Genomic DNA, 15744 nt, shown 5'->3' on the forward strand with positions numbered 1-15744 from the left:
GTCGCGATAACTCACGACAGTAGGCCGCGACATATCAGGCGTCAATAGCGGATTCTTGCCCTCCTTTTCGCCGCAACGCGCAGCCGGCGCATTCCGGCGAAGCCTCATGGAGCGTGTACACATGCTGTTCTGGCGCGATCAGATTTATTCCGGTGACGTGACTGCGCAGGGTCACCGGAATTCCGGCCACCATCGAGATGACGGCCTGCGCGGTGAGGTGACCGGAAATACCGGCGGACGGCGCCAGCACCCCCGGCCCGCCGAGGTCGACGCGGACCCCCGGCGTCAGCGTCGCCTCGATCGCGGCGGTGAGGCATTCGTAACAGGGCCCGTCGGCGGTGAAGACCCCCACGCTGACGAGGGGACCGCGGTAGCCGCCGACCGCCCAGGGCACCCCGGCCATCAGGCATGCCCGGTTGGCCCAGATCCGGATGCTGTCCCGGCCGCGAGGTTCGTCGGCGCACAGGGCGAGCGCGTCGAAACCGGTCAGCAGCGCGGACAGGTCCGCCCTGCTCTCGACGGCGCGGGTCTCCCCTGTCGCGTCAAGGTCCGAATTGATCTCCCTGAGGCGGCCCGCCACCACGTCGGCCTTCGGTTTCCCGATGTCCGCCTCGGTGAACAGCGCCTGCCTGGTGAGATTCGACAACTCGACCACGTCGCGGTCGACGCAATGGATCCTGCCGACCCCCGCGGCGGCCAGCGCCCAGGCGGCGTGGCTGCCGGTGCCGCCGAGCCCCAGGATCAGCACACGGGCGCGCTTCAGCGCGACCTGCGCCTCCCATCCGTGTGCCCGGGGAACGAGATCCACCCAGCGGAAGAACGCCCTGTTGCGCGAATACCGCTCCGTCTCCGCCGCGCTGAGATCGCTCGGCGGCGGGGCCGCCGCGTCCTCCAGATAACCCGATCCCAGCAGCAGGTCCACCACGCCGGCCGCGTCCACTCTCGTCAGGCCGGGAAACAGACCGCACAGATGAGCGGCGACGTCGGCGGGCGCGCGGGTTCCGTCCATCGCCGACAGCGCGGCCCACGCGTGACCATGCGGATCCGATATCTCCGCGGCGATTCCATAGATGGATCCGCCGATGCGAATCCTGTCCCGCCCGATTCTGTAGGGCCGATGCTCGGCCTTCACCCTCGGCAATCGCAAGCCGACCTCCATCGGCCGGAGGAGACCATCACGATACCGGGAACTTATCAATGCGAATTGCCGTCGGTCAATGTCTTTTGGCGAATACGCCGAAAACCGGGAAGAGTACGTACGGGACGGTCCGCCGAGCCGGTCGGCCACAAAGAATCGCCACACCCGGACGAATTCTAGATTTGTTCTATATGCGGGCGCCCCGCACGCACGTGCGTGCGGGGCGCCGCGGGCGCGTCAGTAAGCGCGGCGCTGCCGCATGGCCGAGCGCTCGATGCGCTCGCGCGCCTCCAGAAGGCAGGAGGCGATTTCCTTCTCCCGCTCGGGTGTGAGGCGCGGGATCGGCACCGAGCAGCTGATGGCGTCGCGCGGCGGGTCGCTGATGTGCAGCGCGACGCCGAAGCATCGCAGCCCCTCGGTGTTCTCCTCGCGGTCCACCGCGTAGCCCTGCTTGCGCACCCGGTGCAGGTCGACCAGCAGCTCCTCGGCGTCCACGATCGTGTGGGCCGTCAGCGAGGGCAGCTCGGCGGGCAGTATCGCGCGCACCTCGTCGTCGTCCCTGCTCGCCAGGATCGCCTTGCCGAGCGACGTGGTGCTCGCCGGCAGGCGGCGGCCCACCCGCGAGAACGGCCGCAGGTAGTGCCGCGACGCGCGCGTGGCGAGATACACGATGTCGAAATGATCGAGACGGGCGAGGTGCACCGTCTCGCCCGTGACCTCGGCCAGCCAGTCCAGCGCGTCGTGCGCGAGCTGGACCACCGGGTCGCCGTCGATGTAAGTCGCCCCGACCAGCAGAGCCCGCATCCCGATCCGGTAGAGCGTGCCGGTGACGTCGGTCTCGATCCAGCCGAGGTCGACCAGCGTGCGCAGCAGCGCGTGCAGGCTGCTCTTGGGGTAGCCCAGCTTGCCCTGTAGGTCGGTGAGGCTGTGCAGCCCGGGATACTGCGCGAAGAAGTCGAGCAGCTCGACCGTCCGGAGTGCCGACTTCACGTGCGGCACGGGTTCCGCCATGTGTACCTCCCTGACCCGCCTGTCCGCCTCCTATTGTGAGCCGGTTCCCCAGGAGGCGACCGTCCGGGAGGCGATGTAGTCCATATCCAGATCATCCCCCAGTCCAGGAGTGTCCGGCATCCGCACCTTCCCGTCGGCGAGCGGGTCGACGATCGACCGCAGGTGCGGGGCGGGCGTGTCGTAGTCCGAGTGCGGGTGCAGCAGCCCCCGCTCGTACCACCGCCCGCAGAGGGTGGCGCCGATCACGGCCAGGGCGCCGGAGCCGTTGCCGTGGATCTCGCAGTCCATGCCGAACGACTCGGCCAGGTGGACCGCCTTGATCGCCGGGATGATCCCCCCGGAGCCGACCACGCCGACCCTGAGGATGTCGCAGGCCCCCGCGGCCACCCACTCCGCCCGTGCCATGTGCTTGCCCCAGGAGGTCTCCGGCCCGAGGATCGGCGTCCTGAGCTGGTCGGCGAGCCATCGGTACGACTGCACCGACGCCTCCTCCATCGGCTCCTCGTACCACGCGAAGTTCAGCTCGTCGAGGGCCCGGCCGAGGGCCAGGGCCTCGGAGCGGGAGTACCAGTGGTTGCTGTCGAGCATGAGGGCGACGTCCGGGCCGACCGCCTCCCGCACCGCGGCGCACGCCTCGATGTCGCGGTCCACGCCGTACGGCATGGGCGGCATCCAGGTGTGCAGCTTGATCCCGCGGTAGCCGCGGGAGACGAGTTCCTTGGCGAAGGCGGCGTAGTCGTCGGGGGTGGCCAGGCCGCCGGGGATGTCATCGCCGCACATCGTGCTCGCGTAGGCGGGCACCTCGGAGCGGGCGCCGCCGAGGAGCTTCCAGACGGGAAGGCCGAGCTTGCGCCCGGCGAGGTCCCATAGAGCCTGGTCGGCAGCGCTGAGCGCCCGGTCGGACAGGTTGCCCTGGGCGCCCCGCTGCCGGCGGGCGACGCGGTGCCACAACCGCTCCCGGTCGAGGCTGTCCTGACCGATCAGCGCCGGCCCGATGTGGCCCGTGATCACCGCCTCCCTGACGGTGTCCGGCGCCGCCAGGCAGTATCCGGTCGCGCCGTCGCTGTCGGTGATGGCCAGCAGCGCCTCCCGCACCTCCCGGGGCGGGCCGGGATGCCGGTGACCGTGCCCGTCCACCACGGACCGGGTGACCGTGGTGAAGACCGTGACGATGACGCGTTCGACGACCGCCATGGGCTCTTCCTCTCTCTCGGTGGGGAGGGGCCGGAGGGCCGGTGCGCGGTCAGGGACGCACCGGCCCGGTCCCGGGACGCGGCGGCGATCGTCAGCCGCCGGTCGCCTTCTTCCATTCGGCCTGGGCGTCGGTCAGCTTCTGCGCCAGGGTGTCGAGGAACTCCTGGGGCTTCATCTGGCCGAGCAGCACCTTCTGGAAGAGGGGCTCGGTGTCGGCCTTGGTGATGGAGGAGAACTGGGGCAGGTAGTAGGGCGGCGACACGACCTGCGTGTTCGGGTCGTTCAGCGTGTCGACGGCCGTCTTCAGGTGCTCCAGGCCCTGCACCCAGGAGTCGCCCTGCGCCTCGGTGTTGGCCGGGATCTGGCCCGTCTGCTGGTTCCAGTAGCTGTTGCTGTCGTGGGAGACCAGGAACTCCACGAACTTCCAGGCGGCGTCCTTGTGCTCGCTGCTCTTGAACACCGCGAAGCCGTCCACGGGGTTGGCGACGATGGTCCGCTTGCCGCCGGGACCGGTCGGCAGCGCGAAGGCGCCGATCTTGTCCTTGCCGTGCGCCTTGACGTGGTCGTTGTAGGAGCCCAGGTTGTGGTGCATCATCGCGATCTTCCCGGTGCCGAACGCGGCGACCATCTTCGGGAAGTCGTTGGTGACGTCGGCCTCGGGGGTGTCCTTCTTGTACAGCCCGGCCATCTTGGTGAGGAACTCGACGTTCTTCGGGTCGTTGACCGTGCTCCTGCCCGATGCGTCGAAGAATTCGGTCACTCCCGAGTAGGAGTACATCTCGGCCAGGATCTGGAAGATCGAGCCGGCGCCGCCGCGGATGGTGTAGCCGTACTCGTCGGGCTTCTTGGTCAGCTCGTCGGCGTGCGTGAAGAACTCGTCCCAGGTGTCCGGCGCCTGCTGGAGCTTGTCCTTCAGGTACCACACCACGTCCATGTTGGAGGTGCCCGGCACCAGGTAGAGCTTGCCGTCGGGCACGGTCTTGCGGACCGAGTCGAGCATCGAGGTGGCCAGCTTGCCGTTCACCGAGCTCTTGGCGAGCCACTCGTCCGCCGGCTCCAGCGCCTGCTGGCCGGTCAGGTTGGCCAGGTACGACGTGGTGACGCCGCCGACGTCGGGGGTGTCCCCGCCCGCGATGGCGGTGTCGTACTTCTGCTGGACGGAGGCGATCGGGACGCCGACGTATTCGACGTGGATCGAGGGGTTGGCCGCCTCGAACCGCTTGATCAGCTCCTGGTAGATCGGGGTGCGGGCGCCTCCGTTGTTGTCCCAGAACGTGATGGTCGTCTTGCCGGAGCCCTCGCCGGAACCCGAGTCCGACCCACACCCGGTAGCGGTGACGGCGAGAACGGCGAGCGCCGCCCAGGCCACTTTCATCTTCATGGTTCCTCCTGCTTAGGACAGGCTGCTCTCGACAGTTCTCTGGGGGGTGCTATCCCTTGACCGCGCCGGCGCTGATGCCGTGCACGAGATAGCGCTGGACCACTGCGAACACGCAGACCACCGGCAGGGCGGCGACGACGCCCCCGGCCGCCAGGGCCTCGAAGTCGGCGCTGTACTCCCCGATCGTGTAGCTGAGCCCGACGGGGATCGTGAAGCTGTCCTGTTTGCTGACGAACATCAGCGCGAACAGGAAGTTGTTCCACGTGTGGATGAAGGCGAACGACCCCACGGCGATCAGACCGGGCCGCAGCTGCGGCAGCACGATCGCGAGGAAGCCGCGGAACCGGGTGCAGCCGTCGACCATCGCGGCCTCCTCGACCGTGAAGGGCACGGCCGAGATGAACCCGCTCATCAGGATGATCGACAGGGGCAGGTTGAAGACGGTGTCGGCGACGACGAGGCCGGCCAGGCTGTTGATCAGGCCGAGCGACTTGAAGATCGAGAACAGCGGGATCAGCATCATCGCGCCGGGGATGAACTGGGTGCACAGCAGCACGACCATGAACAGGCCCCGGCCGCGGAACCGGTAGCGCGACAGCGCGTACCCGCCCATGACCGCGATGACCGTGGTGACCAGCAGCGACCAGACCCCGACGATCACGCTGTTCTTGAAGAACACCGCGTAGCCGATGTCGTTCCAGACGGTCTCGAAGTGCTCGAACGTGATCGGCCACGGCACCGGGTCGGTCGATCCGGCCGGCCGCAGGGCGAACACGAGCATCCAGTAGAACGGCACGAGGGTGAAGACCAGGTACATCCCGAGGGGGACGTAGAGCCGCAGAACGCGGCCGGGATCGCGTCTCTTCCGCCGGCGGGCCCCGTCGGGCACCACTCGCGTGCCCGGGCGGATCATGACGTCGGCGCTCATTGCGAAACCCCTCGCCTCTTCATCGTTCCTCCCCGAACCGGCTGAGCCGGAGGTAGAGGATGGAGCAGAACAGCAGGATCACGAAGCCCGCCATCGTCAGCGCCGAGCCGTACCCGAAGTCCTTGGAGTCGACGGCCCGCTGCGCGACGTACAGCGGCAGCGTGGTCGTGACCTGCGCCGGGCCGCCGCCGGTGAGCGTGTAGAGCAGGTCGACGTTGTTGAACTCCCAGACCCCGCGCAGCAGCGTGGCCAGCACGATCGCGTCCCGCAGGTGCGGCAGCGTGACGTGGAGGAAACGCCTGATCCGTCCGGCGCCGTCCACCGCCGCCGCCTCGTAGAGCTCGCCGGGGATGCCCTGCAGGCCGGCGAGCAGGAGGATCGCGAAGAACGGCACGCCGCGCCACAACTCGGTCACCACCACGGCCGGGAAGACCGTGTCGGGGTTGCCGAGGACCGCCGCCTCGGGCTGCCCGAGGAAGCGCAGCACCCCGGTGCTCGGCGTGTAGAGCAGGATCCAGATGCCCGTCGTCAGCACCCCGGAGACGGCCCAGGGCGAGAAGACGAGCGACCGGGCAAGCCCCCTGCCGATGAAACTTTCATTGACGATGAGGGCCAGACCCAGCCCGAGGATCAGCTGGAGGCCGATCTCGGCGACCACCCATTTGGCGGTGAATCCCAGGCTGTGCCAGAAGACCTCGTCCTCGAACAGCATCTGCCGGAAGTTGTCGAGCCCGGCGAATCCGTCCGCCCATGGCCGGGTGAGGTTGCGGTGCTGCAGGCTGTAGTACGCGACGCTGGCGATCGGGTAGACGAGAAACGCGGCGATGAGCGCGACCGTCGGTGAGATCAGCAGGTACGGCACGGCCCTGCGGCGCATCGTCGTCACCGGCGCATCTCCTCTGCGACTTTTCCCTGAACCGAGTTCAAGACATATTCCTGAACGTAGTTCACAAACGTGGACGGATCAACGGTGATATTCGGGCCGTGGTCCTGTCAAGGACCCGTGTCACATTCGAAACATTCGCTCTCTCGGGGTGCGTGTCTTGACCGCACGCCGCCGCGCGCCGTACGGTCCCGGTGTTCATGAATATGAATTGTGTTCAGATGGATGACGGAGGAAGCCGGTGACGTTCGACGGCCTGCTGTTCTTCCCGGTCACGCCCTGCGACGAGGAGGAACGGCTCGGCCTCGAGGTGTTCCGCCGGCATGTGCGCCAGGGCGTCGAGGCGGGGTGCGGCGCGGTGTTCGCCTGCTGCGGCACCGGTGAGTTCCCCGCGCTCAGCCTGCGCGACTACGCCGCCTGCGTCGCCGCGGCGGTCGAGGAGGCGGCCGGGCGCGTCCCGGTGGTCGCCGGGACCGGCTACGGCACCGCGATGGCCGTGGAGTTCGCCAGGGCGGCCGAGGACGGCGGGGCCTCGGCCCTGCTCGCGCTGCCGCCGTACCTCGTGCAGGCCGGTCAGGACGGCCTGCGCCGCCACTACGAGGCGATCGCGGACGGCGCCCGGCTGCCGATCATCCTCTACCAGCGGGACAACGCCGTCTTCGAGCCGGAGACGGTCGCGGCGCTCGCGCGGCACCCGGGCGTCATCGGGCTCAAGGACGGCTACGGCGACCTCGGTCTCATGCGCCGGATCATCGAGGCCGCCCCGTCGGAAATGCTCTACTTCAACGGCTTGCCGACGGCGGAGCTGTCCCAGCCCGGCTACCGGGACCTCGGGGTGGTCCGCTACTCCTCCGCCGTCTTCTGTTTCCTCCCCGGCCTCGCGCTCGCCTGCTACTGGGCGCTGCGGGACGGCCGCGACGACGTCGCGAACCGTCTGATCGAGGGCTTCTACCGTCCCCTGGCCGGCCTCCGCAGCGAGGGCCCGGGGTATGCCGTCTCGCTCGTCAAGGCGGGCGTTCGCCTGCGTGGTCTGGACGTGGGACCCGTCCGCCGGCCGCTGTCCGATCCCAGCCCCGAGCACCTCGACAGGCTCGCCGCGCTGATCGACCGCGGTCTCGCCCTTCTCGAAGAACTGGAGCGGTCGCCCGATCCGGCCTGAACGCGTACGGACTCGTCTCGGGGGAGCGACCGCGGAACGGAGACAGTCATGCCCGGAAGATCCCTACTCCTGTCGGCCGCCCTCGCGATCACGGCCGCCGTCCCCGTGCTCGGAGCGGCCCCCGCGGGAGCGGTCACCCCGCCCGCCGGGAAGCCGGTCGATCTCGGGCGGCAGACGCTGCCCGCGGGCGACGGCTGGGCCTCGGCCGGCACGGGAACCACCGGCGGCGCGGCGGCCCCCGCGTCGAACGTCCACGTGGTCGCCGACCGCGCCGGCCTGGCCGCGGCGCTCGCCTCCCCCGGCCCCCGCATCATCTACGTCAAGGGCGTCATCGACGTCGACAAGACCTGCGCGGACTTCGCCGCCGACGGCTACACCCTGACCGGCTACCTCGCGGCGTACGACCCGGCGGTGTGGGGACGCGACACCGAGCCGTCCGGGCCCATGGAGGACGCGCGGGCCGCCTCCGCCGCGGCGCAGACGGCCTACATCAAGCTGAAGGTGCCGTCCGGCACCACCATCGTGGGCCTGCCGGGAGCGACGATCCGGCACATCAACCTGCACGTGGACAAGGCCGACAACGTCATCATCCGCAACATCCGCTTCGAGGACGCGGCCGACTGCTTCCCCCAATGGGACCCCACCGACGGCGACGAGGGCAACTGGAACTCCCTCTACGACAACATCTCGGTCACCGGCTCGACCCACGTCTGGATCGACCACAACACGTTCACCGACGGGGACAACCCCGACGCGAACCAGCCGGTCTACTTCGGCCGGCCCTACCAGGTGCACGACGGGCAGGCGGACATCACCAACGGCTCCGACTTCGCGACCGTGTCGTGGAACGCGTTCTCCGACCACGACAAGACCATGCTGATCGGCTCGACCAACAACCCCGCGGCCGACCGGGGCAAGCTCAGCGTCACCGTGCACCACAACGCATTCTCCGGCAACCTGCAGCGGCTGCCCCGCGTGCGGTTCGGCAAGGTGCACGTCTACAACAACTACTACCAGGTGCCCGACGCCGGGCCCTTCGAGTACGCGCTGGGTGTGGGCGTGGAGTCCCAGATCTACGCCGAGAACAACTACTTCCGGCTGAGCCGGAGCGTGGACCCGGCCGACCTGCTCTACAACTGGGGCGGCACGACGCTGACGGGCAAGGGCAACCTGCTGCGGGTCGGCGGCAAGGAGCGGCCCATCGACCTGGTCGCCGCCTACAACGCGAAGAACGACCCCGACCTCGGCGCCGACGCGGGCTGGACCCCCACACTGCACACGGGGATCGACCCCGCCGAGACCGTGCGCAGGGAGGTCTCCCGGCACGCCGGGGCCGGCGAGATCCACTGACGGCCGGCGACGCGCGGCCCCCGTGCGCGGCCCCTCCGCGCACAGGGGCCGCGCGCACCCTATGGCGGCGGGCCGAGGCGGGACAGCGGAAGCCCGAGCTGGAGGTACAGCTCCAGCTGGTCGTAGAAGATCTGCTGGTCGACGATCAGGCCGTCCTGCAGGGCGAAGAACCAGCAGCACCGCACGCTGATGTACCGCCCGCTGCTCTGGAGCACGTCACCCGTGGTGAGCGCGAACGGCCCGGTGTGCCTGCCGGTCGCCACCGCGGTGACCGCCGTGGCCTCGCCGTCCACGGCCTTCCGCAGCACCGTGACGTGCATGTCGGGGAACGCCTGCCAGGTCCGGGTGTAATAGGACGCTATCTCCGAGCGTCCCTCCACCGGGCCGCCCGGCCCCACCATGGCGGGCTTGGAGCAGTAGCAGTCCATGATCGCGCCCAGATCGTGGGCGTTGAACGCGCTGGTATATCGGTCCACTACGTCGGCCACGGCGAGACCCCCCATTCTCGCACCGAAAATCCAGGCTATCGGGGCGTCGGCCCTTCACCTCGGGCGGGCGTCCGGGCGAGCAGGCGGGCGAGCACGTGAACCGGCCCTCGGGATCACTCAGGCCCGCGCCGCTCCCCGGGAACGGGAGCGGCGCGGAAACGGGCGCCGCAGGAAACGGGCGCGGTGGTGTCAGACGCGCAGGCTGCCGTCCACACGTTGCGGCACGCCGAGGGGGTTGTCGTCGCGCAGCTCCGGCGGCAGCAGGTCCGCCGGCCAGTCCTGGTAGGCCACGGGGGTGGTCCAGCGGCCGATCGCGGCCGCGCCGACCGAGGTGTGCGCCGGGGCGGTGGAGGCGGGCCAGGGGCCGCCGTGGTGCATCGCCCAGCAGACGGCGACGCCCGTGGGCCAGCCGTTCCAGATGAGCCGCCCCGCCAGGCGGCGCAGGACCGGCACGAGATCGCGGGCCTCCTCCGGCCCGGCCGCGTGGACGGTCGCGGTCAGCGACCCGGGCAGCCGGCGCAGCACGGCGGGCAGGTCGGCGGCATCGCGGTAGCGCACGACGATCGCCGACGGACCGAAGCACTCCTCCCCCAGCTCGGGCAGCCCGTCCGCGAACGCCTCCAGATCGGCGGCGAAGACCTGCGGGGTGATGCCGTCCACCGCGCTCCCGCCGGCCAGCAGGGTGAGCCGCTCGGCCAGCCGGCCGGACGCCCGCAGGTAGCCCTCACGGATCTTGTCGGTCAGCATGGGCCCGCCGCTGGTCGCGCCGACCGCCTCGGCGACGGCCTGCTCGAACCCGCCCTCCGCCGGGACGAACACGAGGCCGGGGTTGGTGCAGAACTGCCCCACGCCGAGCGTCAGCGAGGCCGCGAACCCGGAGGCCACCTCGGCGGGGTCGGCCGAGGGCAGCACGACGACCGGATTGACGCTGCCCAGCTCGCCGTAGAACGGGATGGGGTCGGGCCGCTCGTCGATCAGCTTCTGGATGGCCGTGCCGCCCGCGAGCGAGCCGGTGAAGCCGACCGCCGTGACGAGCGGGTGCTTCACCAGCGGAGCCCCCGCCTCGAACCCGTGCACGAGCCCGAGCAGGTCGGGGTCGGGCAGGGCCTGCCGTACGACGGAGGCGGTCAGGTCGGAGGTGCGGGGATGCCCCTCGTGGGCCTTGACCACGACCGGGCAGCCGGCCGCGAGCGCCGACACCGTGTCGCCGCCGGCCACCGAGAACGCGAAGGGGAAGTTGCTGGCCGCGAAGACGGCCACGACGCCGAGCGGGTGGTTCATCCGGCGCAGATCGGGCCGCGGCGGGATGGCTCCGGGGTCGGGGTGGTCGATCACCGCCTCGACCCAGCCGCCGTCCCGCAGGACGTCGGCGAACAGCCGGAACTGGGCGGCCGTGCGGGCGATCTCGCCGCGCAGCCGCGCCTCCGGCAGCCGGGTCTCCTCCGCGGCGGCCGGCCACAGCTCCTCGGCGTGCTTGAGCAGGGCGTCGGAGACGCCTTCGAGCACGGTGGCACGCTCGGCCGGGGGCGTCGCCCGCCACGCCTCGCCCGCCGCCGCGGCCCGCTCGACCGCCGCCTGGACGGAATCGTTCATCTGGCCGGTCACCTCATCCCCCCGTCGTTAGGTTCTCGACGTCGTAGCGGGGACCGCAGAAGGCCCCGCCGACCAGCGAGTGCGGCGACTCCCGGGGATCGGGCTCGCCGTACTCGGCGATCAGCTTATCGGCGTACATTTCCGCGTCGTCCTTGGGCTCGTAGCCGATGGCCCGGCCCTCCTCCAGCGACCACCAGCGGCGCGTGTTGGCGGACACGCCCCACACCACGTGGAAGCCGCCGGCCGCCAGCGACGCCTCGACCAGCCGCGCGCAGTCGTCCGGGGACAGCCAGGTCGACAGCATGCGCACGTCCCTGGGCCGCTCGAAGCACGAGCCGATGCGCAGGCAGGTCACGTGCATGCCGTAGCGGTCGTGGTAGAGCGAGCCGAGCGCCTCCTTGGTCACCTTGCTCACGCCGTAGAAGGTGTCCGGGCGCGGGAACAGGTAGTCGGGTGCCTCGTCCTCGCCGCGCGGGAAGAACCCGACCGCGTGGTTGCTGCTGGCCAGCACGACGTGGCGCACGCCGGTCCGCCTCGCGGCCTCCAGCACCACGTAGGTGCCGTTGATGTTGATCTGAAGAATGTCCGCCCACGGCTGTTCGACGCTGTGGCCGCCCAGGTGCAGCACCGCGTCGACGCCGTCCATCGCCGCCTCCATCGCCTCGGGGTCGGTGATGTCGGCGGTCACCGCCTCCTCGCCTGGCCCGGCCTCCAGTGGGACGACGTCGAGCAGGCGCAGCACGCGCCCCTCCCTGGCCAGCCGTGGTCGCAGCAGGGTGCCGACGCCGCCCGCCGCGCCGGTCATGAGAATTCGCATGTGCCTCCTGTCGGGTCGGCCCTGCATGGAGCGCGACCCCGGGGTGGGGAATCGGGTGCCCGCGCCGGTGCGCGGCGCTCCGTGAGCGTCCAAGCGACGTACGGACCGTGTCAATGCCGAACGGCGCCAGTCTCGCAGCAACCCCAATCGTTCACAAGTACGGGCATAGTTCACAAATCTGACCCGAGATCTCTTCTTGACGCAACTGATGTCAATTTCTACGGTCTTGCTAGCAAGGACACACAATTGCGGGCCCCACACTCACCCTCGGCACTCGCCCCGCCGGCGGCCCTCGACCATGACACTCCCGGCCTTCCGGCGGCAGCTCATGCGGGGGCTGACCAGCGGTGCGGCCACGGGCGGACGAAGTTGACTTTCGTCGGATCACCCGGCTAGCTTCGTGAACATATTGAAGAACTTTGTCCATATATATGGACAGCGAGGGGGTGGGCGGATGCATCTCGACGGCGTTCTCTTCTTTCCGGTCACACCGTTCGGCGCGGACGGTGAGCTGGCCGAGGACGTGCTGGCCAAGCACGTGAACCGAGGGGTGACCGAGGGCGCGGGCGGGGTGTTCGCCGCCTGCGGCACCGGCGAGTTCAACGCCCTGGGCATCGACGAGTACGCGCGGGTGGTGCGGATCGCGGTCGAGTCGGCGGGCGGGCGGGTTCCCGTCCTGTCCGGCGCCGGCGGTCCGCTCCCGTTCGCCCGCGAGTGCGCGCGCAGGGCCGCCGACGCGGGCGCCGACGGCCTGCTGCTGCTGCCGCCCTACCTGGTCAGCGCCCCCGCCGAGGGGCTGGTCCGCTACGTCCGCGAGGTCGCGGCGTCCTCCGACCTGCCGATCATCGTCTACCAGCGGGCCAACGCCCGCTTCACCCCCGCCGCCGCGGTGGCGCTGACCGAGATCCCCAACGTCGTGGGGTTCAAGGACGGCCTGGGCGACATCGACGCCATGCAGCGGATCGTGCTCGCCGTCAGGGAGGCGACCGACCGTGACTTCACCTTCTTCAACGGGCTGCCGACGGCCGAGATGACCGTGCCCGCCTACCGGGGGATCGGCGTGAGCCTGTACTCCTCCGCCGTGTTCTGCTTCCTCCCCGAGGTGGCGCTGGCCTTCCACAAGGCCGTGACCGCGGGGGACGACGACCTCGTGCGGCGCCTGCTCGCCGGCTTCTACCGCCCCCTGGTCGAGCTGCGCGACCTCGTGCCCGGCTACGCCGTCTCGCTCGTCAAGGCGGGCGTCACGCTGCGCGGCCTCGACGTGGGCCGGGTGCGCCCGCCGCTGGTCGACGCGGCCCCCGAGCACGTGGCCCGGCTGGAGCGGCTGATCGCGGCCGGTCTGGAGATCGTGGGATGAGGATTCGCGAGATCAACGTCACGCCGGTCGCCTTCCGCGACCCGCCGCTGCTCAACGCCGCCGGCGTCCACGAGCCGTGGGCGCTGCGCACGGTCGTCGAGGTCGTCACCGACGAGGGACTGACCGGCCTCGGGGAGACCTACGGCGACCTCGACCACCTCGTGCGGGTGCGTGCCGCCGCCGAGGCCCTGATCGGCCACGACGTCTACGGCCACAACGCGATGTACGCCACCGTGGCCGGCCTCGTCGGGGCCGACGTCGTCACCGACCTGCACGGCCTGACCGGCACCTCCTCCCGGGCCAAGACCGTCGACCGGATCTTCTCCCCCTTCGAGGTGGCGTGCCTGGACATCCGCGGAAAGGCGGTGGGCCGGCCCGTCGTGGACCTGCTCGGCGGCAGGGTGCGCGACGCCGTGCCGTACAGCGCCTACCTGTTCTACAAGTGGGCGGGCCACCCGGGCGCGCCGGAGGACGGGTTCGGCGCCGCACTCGACCCCGAGGGGGTGGTCGAGCAGGCCCGGCTGCTGATCGGCCGGTACGGCTTCCGCTCGATCAAGCTCAAGGGCGGGGTGTTCCCGCCCGAGCAGGAGGTCGAGGCGATCCATGCGCTGCGTGAGGCGTTCCCCGAGCACCCGCTGCGCCTCGACCCCAACGCCGTCTGGAGCGTGGAGACCTCGATCCGGGTGGGCCGCGAGCTCGACGGCGTGCTGGAATACCTGGAGGACCCGGCCGAGGGCATCGAGGCCATGGCGCGGGTCGCCGCCGAGGTGCCCATGCCGCTCGCCACGAACATGTGCGTGGTGACCCCCGAGCACCTGCCCGAGGCCGTCCGGCGCAACGCCATCGGGGTGCTGCTGACCGATCACCACTATTGGGGCGGTCTGGTCCGCTCGGCGCACATCGCCACGCTGTGCGAGACCTTCGGCATCGAGCTGTCCATGCACAGCAACTCCCACCTCGGGATCAGCCTCGCCGCGATGACCCACCTGGCCGCCGCCACCCCGTCGGTCACCCACGCCTGCGACACCCACACGCCCTGGCAGGACGGCCAGGACGTGGTCGTCCCATCGTCGGGCGGTGAAGGCGCCCTGCGGTTCGTGGACGGGGCGGTCCCGGTGCCGGACGGCCCGGGGCTCGGAGTGGAACTCGACCGCGACGCCCTCGCAATCATGAACGAGCAGTATGAGAAGTGCGGGGTCCGCTCCCGCGACGACACGACGTACATGCGGTCCGTCGACCCGTCCTTCTCCGCTCGGAGGCCACGCTGGTGAACGTCATCTACGCCTACCCCTGGGACATCGTCGGCGATCCCGGCGCCGCCGCACGCCTCAAGGCGCTCGGCGTCGACGCGGTGGCGCTCGCCGCCTCCTACCACACCACCCGCGCCGCGACCCCTTTTCATCCGGCGCACCGGCTGGTCGACGCACGGCACGCGGCCTGCTACGTGCCCGTACGCGAGGAGGCGTGGAAGGGCTCACGGCTCGTGCCCGGCACGCCGTCGTGGATGGACTCCCCCGACCCGTTCGGGGAGGCGAGGGACGCCCTGCGCGCCGCCGGCCTGCCGGTCCAGGCGTGGACCGTGCTGACCCACAACACGAGGCTCGGCTCGGCCAACCCCGACCTGGTCGTCACCAACGCCTTCGGCGAGCTCTACCCGTACGCGCTGTGCCCGGCGGCGGCCGACGTGCGCGACTACTGCCGCACGCTGGTCCACGAGGTCGTCGAGGCGGGCGACCCCGACGCGCTGATCCTGGAGGCGTGCGGCGCGCTCGGCTTCCGGCACGGCGGCCACCACGAGAAGACCGACGGCGCGGACTGGTCGCCCGCGCAGATCGCGCTGCTGTCCCTGTGCTTCTGCGCGGCCTGCGCACGCCGCTACGAGGCGGCCGGGCTCGACGTCGCCGAGGTCCGCGCCCGGGTGCGGGCGGGCGTCGACGGCGCGCCGGGCTCGGTCGAGGACGCGCTCGGCGACCTGGCCGGAGCGCTGCGCGACCTGCGCACCGGGCTCGCGGGCGAACTGCGCGACCTGCTGCTGGCCGAGGCCAGGGCGGTGCGGCCCGGCCTGAGGATCGCCCTGCACGCCAGCGCCGACCCGTGGGCGACCGGCCCGTTCGCGACCGTGCCCGAGGGGGTGGACGTCGACCTGCTCGTCGGCAACTGCTGGAACTCCCCCGAGGTGGACGAGGCCGGGCTGCGCGCCCTGAGCCGGCTCGGTCCCCGGGTGGGCGCGTACGTGCTGGCCCTGCCCCCGCGCCCGGCGGACGGCGCGGCGTTGTCGTTCCTGGCCGAGGCCTACACGGCCGCCGGCGCCGCCGAGATCCACTGGTATCACGGCGGCCTCGCCTCAGCCGCCCGGCTGAGGGCCGTCACGGAGGCCGTCCGCCGCTGAGCACACCGCTCCGCACCGGCTTCACACCACACGCCACTCACACCACACACCGCTCC

At 70.7% G+C, this 15744-nt stretch carries 14 protein-coding genes; 5 read left to right on the forward strand and 9 right to left on the reverse strand.

The genetic code is table 11. The features are described from left to right. Window positions 1–34 precede the first annotated feature (34 nt). The 6 genes from BXA11_RS33140 to BXA11_RS33165 all read right to left on the reverse strand — a co-directional run bounded on the left by BXA11_RS33140 (window position 35) and on the right by BXA11_RS33165 (window position 6529). Window positions 35–1303: a HesA/MoeB/ThiF family protein gene (locus BXA11_RS33140; RefSeq protein WP_204053605.1), complete on the reverse strand. Its 1269-nt coding sequence runs from the start codon at window positions 1301–1303 to the stop codon at window positions 35–37. Between the two features lie 72 nt (window positions 1304–1375). Further along, the gene (locus BXA11_RS33145; RefSeq protein WP_030510669.1) at window positions 1376–2149 is read right to left on the reverse strand and encodes an IclR family transcriptional regulator; all 774 of its coding nucleotides are present in this window, start codon (window positions 2147–2149) and stop codon (window positions 1376–1378) included. A 30-nt stretch (window positions 2150–2179) separates the two neighbouring features. Beyond that, window positions 2180–3343 (reverse strand): enolase C-terminal domain-like protein, encoded by a 1164-nt coding sequence (locus BXA11_RS33150; protein WP_076440926.1) that lies wholly within the window; start codon window positions 3341–3343, stop codon window positions 2180–2182. Window positions 3344–3434: 91 nt separating this feature from the next. Further along, window positions 3435–4724, reverse strand: a complete 1290-nt coding sequence (locus tag BXA11_RS33155; protein ID WP_076440928.1) for an ABC transporter substrate-binding protein — start codon at window positions 4722–4724, stop codon at window positions 3435–3437. Window positions 4725–4773: 49 nt separating this feature from the next. After that, a complete protein-coding gene (locus BXA11_RS33160; RefSeq protein ID WP_076440930.1) occupies window positions 4774–5652 on the reverse strand; it encodes a carbohydrate ABC transporter permease in 879 nt (292 codons plus the stop codon). A 19-nt stretch (window positions 5653–5671) separates the two neighbouring features. Beyond that, window positions 5672–6529, reverse strand: a complete 858-nt coding sequence (locus BXA11_RS33165; RefSeq protein WP_030510673.1) for a carbohydrate ABC transporter permease — start codon at window positions 6527–6529, stop codon at window positions 5672–5674. Between the two features lie 247 nt (window positions 6530–6776). Here BXA11_RS33165 and BXA11_RS33170 point away from each other — a divergent pair, with 247 nt between their 5' ends. Both BXA11_RS33170 and BXA11_RS33175 read left to right on the forward strand, forming a co-directional pair. Beyond that, entirely contained in the window at window positions 6777–7694 is a 918-nt protein-coding gene (locus tag BXA11_RS33170; RefSeq protein WP_076440932.1) for a 5-dehydro-4-deoxyglucarate dehydratase, read from the forward strand. 48 nt (window positions 7695–7742) lie between these two features. Beyond that, the gene (locus BXA11_RS33175) at window positions 7743–9044 is read left to right on the forward strand and encodes a pectate lyase family protein (RefSeq protein ID WP_076440934.1); all 1302 of its coding nucleotides are present in this window, start codon (window positions 7743–7745) and stop codon (window positions 9042–9044) included. Between the two features lie 59 nt (window positions 9045–9103). On the opposite strand, the gene BXA11_RS33180 is transcribed toward BXA11_RS33175, so the two are convergent. From BXA11_RS33180 to BXA11_RS33190, 3 genes are all read right to left on the reverse strand, one after another. Continuing rightward, window positions 9104–9532, reverse strand: a complete 429-nt coding sequence (locus tag BXA11_RS33180) for an ester cyclase (protein WP_159454885.1) — start codon at window positions 9530–9532, stop codon at window positions 9104–9106. A gap of 189 nt (window positions 9533–9721) precedes the next feature. Further along, window positions 9722–11125, reverse strand: coding sequence for an aldehyde dehydrogenase (NADP(+)) (locus BXA11_RS33185; RefSeq protein WP_076441064.1), 1404 nt, complete (start codon window positions 11123–11125; stop codon window positions 9722–9724). A 13-nt stretch (window positions 11126–11138) separates the two neighbouring features. Further along, on the reverse strand, window positions 11139–11942 hold the full coding sequence (locus BXA11_RS33190; protein ID WP_076440938.1) for an NAD-dependent epimerase/dehydratase family protein: 804 nt from the start codon (window positions 11940–11942) through the stop codon (window positions 11139–11141). A gap of 454 nt (window positions 11943–12396) precedes the next feature. Between BXA11_RS33190 and BXA11_RS33195 the strand changes: the two genes are divergently transcribed. The 3 genes from BXA11_RS33195 to BXA11_RS33205 are packed head-to-tail and all read left to right on the forward strand — an operon-like array spanning window position 12397 to window position 15688. After that, complete coding sequence (locus BXA11_RS33195; protein ID WP_076440940.1) at window positions 12397–13299, forward strand: 5-dehydro-4-deoxyglucarate dehydratase; 903 nt, start codon at window positions 12397–12399, stop codon at window positions 13297–13299. Beyond that, window positions 13296–14570, forward strand: coding sequence for a glucarate dehydratase family protein (locus BXA11_RS33200; RefSeq protein ID WP_076440942.1), 1275 nt, complete (start codon window positions 13296–13298; stop codon window positions 14568–14570). The genes BXA11_RS33195 and BXA11_RS33200 overlap by 4 nt, the downstream gene beginning before the upstream one ends. Continuing rightward, the gene (locus tag BXA11_RS33205) at window positions 14567–15688 is read left to right on the forward strand and encodes a hypothetical protein (protein ID WP_076440943.1); all 1122 of its coding nucleotides are present in this window, start codon (window positions 14567–14569) and stop codon (window positions 15686–15688) included. The genes BXA11_RS33200 and BXA11_RS33205 overlap by 4 nt, the downstream gene beginning before the upstream one ends. Window positions 15689–15744: the final 56 nt, after the last annotated feature.

The sequence above is a fragment of the Microbispora rosea genome (assembly GCF_900156315.1).
In the GTDB taxonomy this organism is placed as follows: domain Bacteria; phylum Actinomycetota; class Actinomycetes; order Streptosporangiales; family Streptosporangiaceae; genus Microbispora; species Microbispora rosea.

Bases quoted from the DNA above. Each gene is read 5' to 3' on its own strand.
- BXA11_RS33165 (WP_030510673.1), bottom strand. From the start codon at position 6,529: ATGCGCCGCAGGGCCGTGCCGTACCTGCTGATCTCACCGACGGTCGCG.
- BXA11_RS33155 (WP_076440928.1), bottom strand. From the start codon at position 4,724: ATGAAGATGAAAGTGGCCTGGGCGGCGCTCGCCGTTCTCGCCGTCACC.
- BXA11_RS33150 (WP_076440926.1), bottom strand. From the start codon at position 3,343: ATGGCGGTCGTCGAACGCGTCATCGTCACGGTCTTCACCACGGTCACC.
- BXA11_RS33185 (WP_076441064.1), bottom strand. From the start codon at position 11,125: ATGAACGATTCCGTCCAGGCGGCGGTCGAGCGGGCCGCGGCGGCGGGC.
- BXA11_RS33145 (WP_030510669.1), bottom strand. From the start codon at position 2,149: ATGGCGGAACCCGTGCCGCACGTGAAGTCGGCACTCCGGACGGTCGAG.
- BXA11_RS33195 (WP_076440940.1), top strand. From the start codon at position 12,397: ATGCATCTCGACGGCGTTCTCTTCTTTCCGGTCACACCGTTCGGCGCG.
- BXA11_RS33190 (WP_076440938.1), bottom strand. From the start codon at position 11,942: ATGCGAATTCTCATGACCGGCGCGGCGGGCGGCGTCGGCACCCTGCTG.
- BXA11_RS33200 (WP_076440942.1), top strand. From the start codon at position 13,296: ATGAGGATTCGCGAGATCAACGTCACGCCGGTCGCCTTCCGCGACCCG.
- BXA11_RS33175 (WP_076440934.1), top strand. From the start codon at position 7,743: ATGCCCGGAAGATCCCTACTCCTGTCGGCCGCCCTCGCGATCACGGCC.
- BXA11_RS33160 (WP_076440930.1), bottom strand. From the start codon at position 5,652: ATGAGCGCCGACGTCATGATCCGCCCGGGCACGCGAGTGGTGCCCGAC.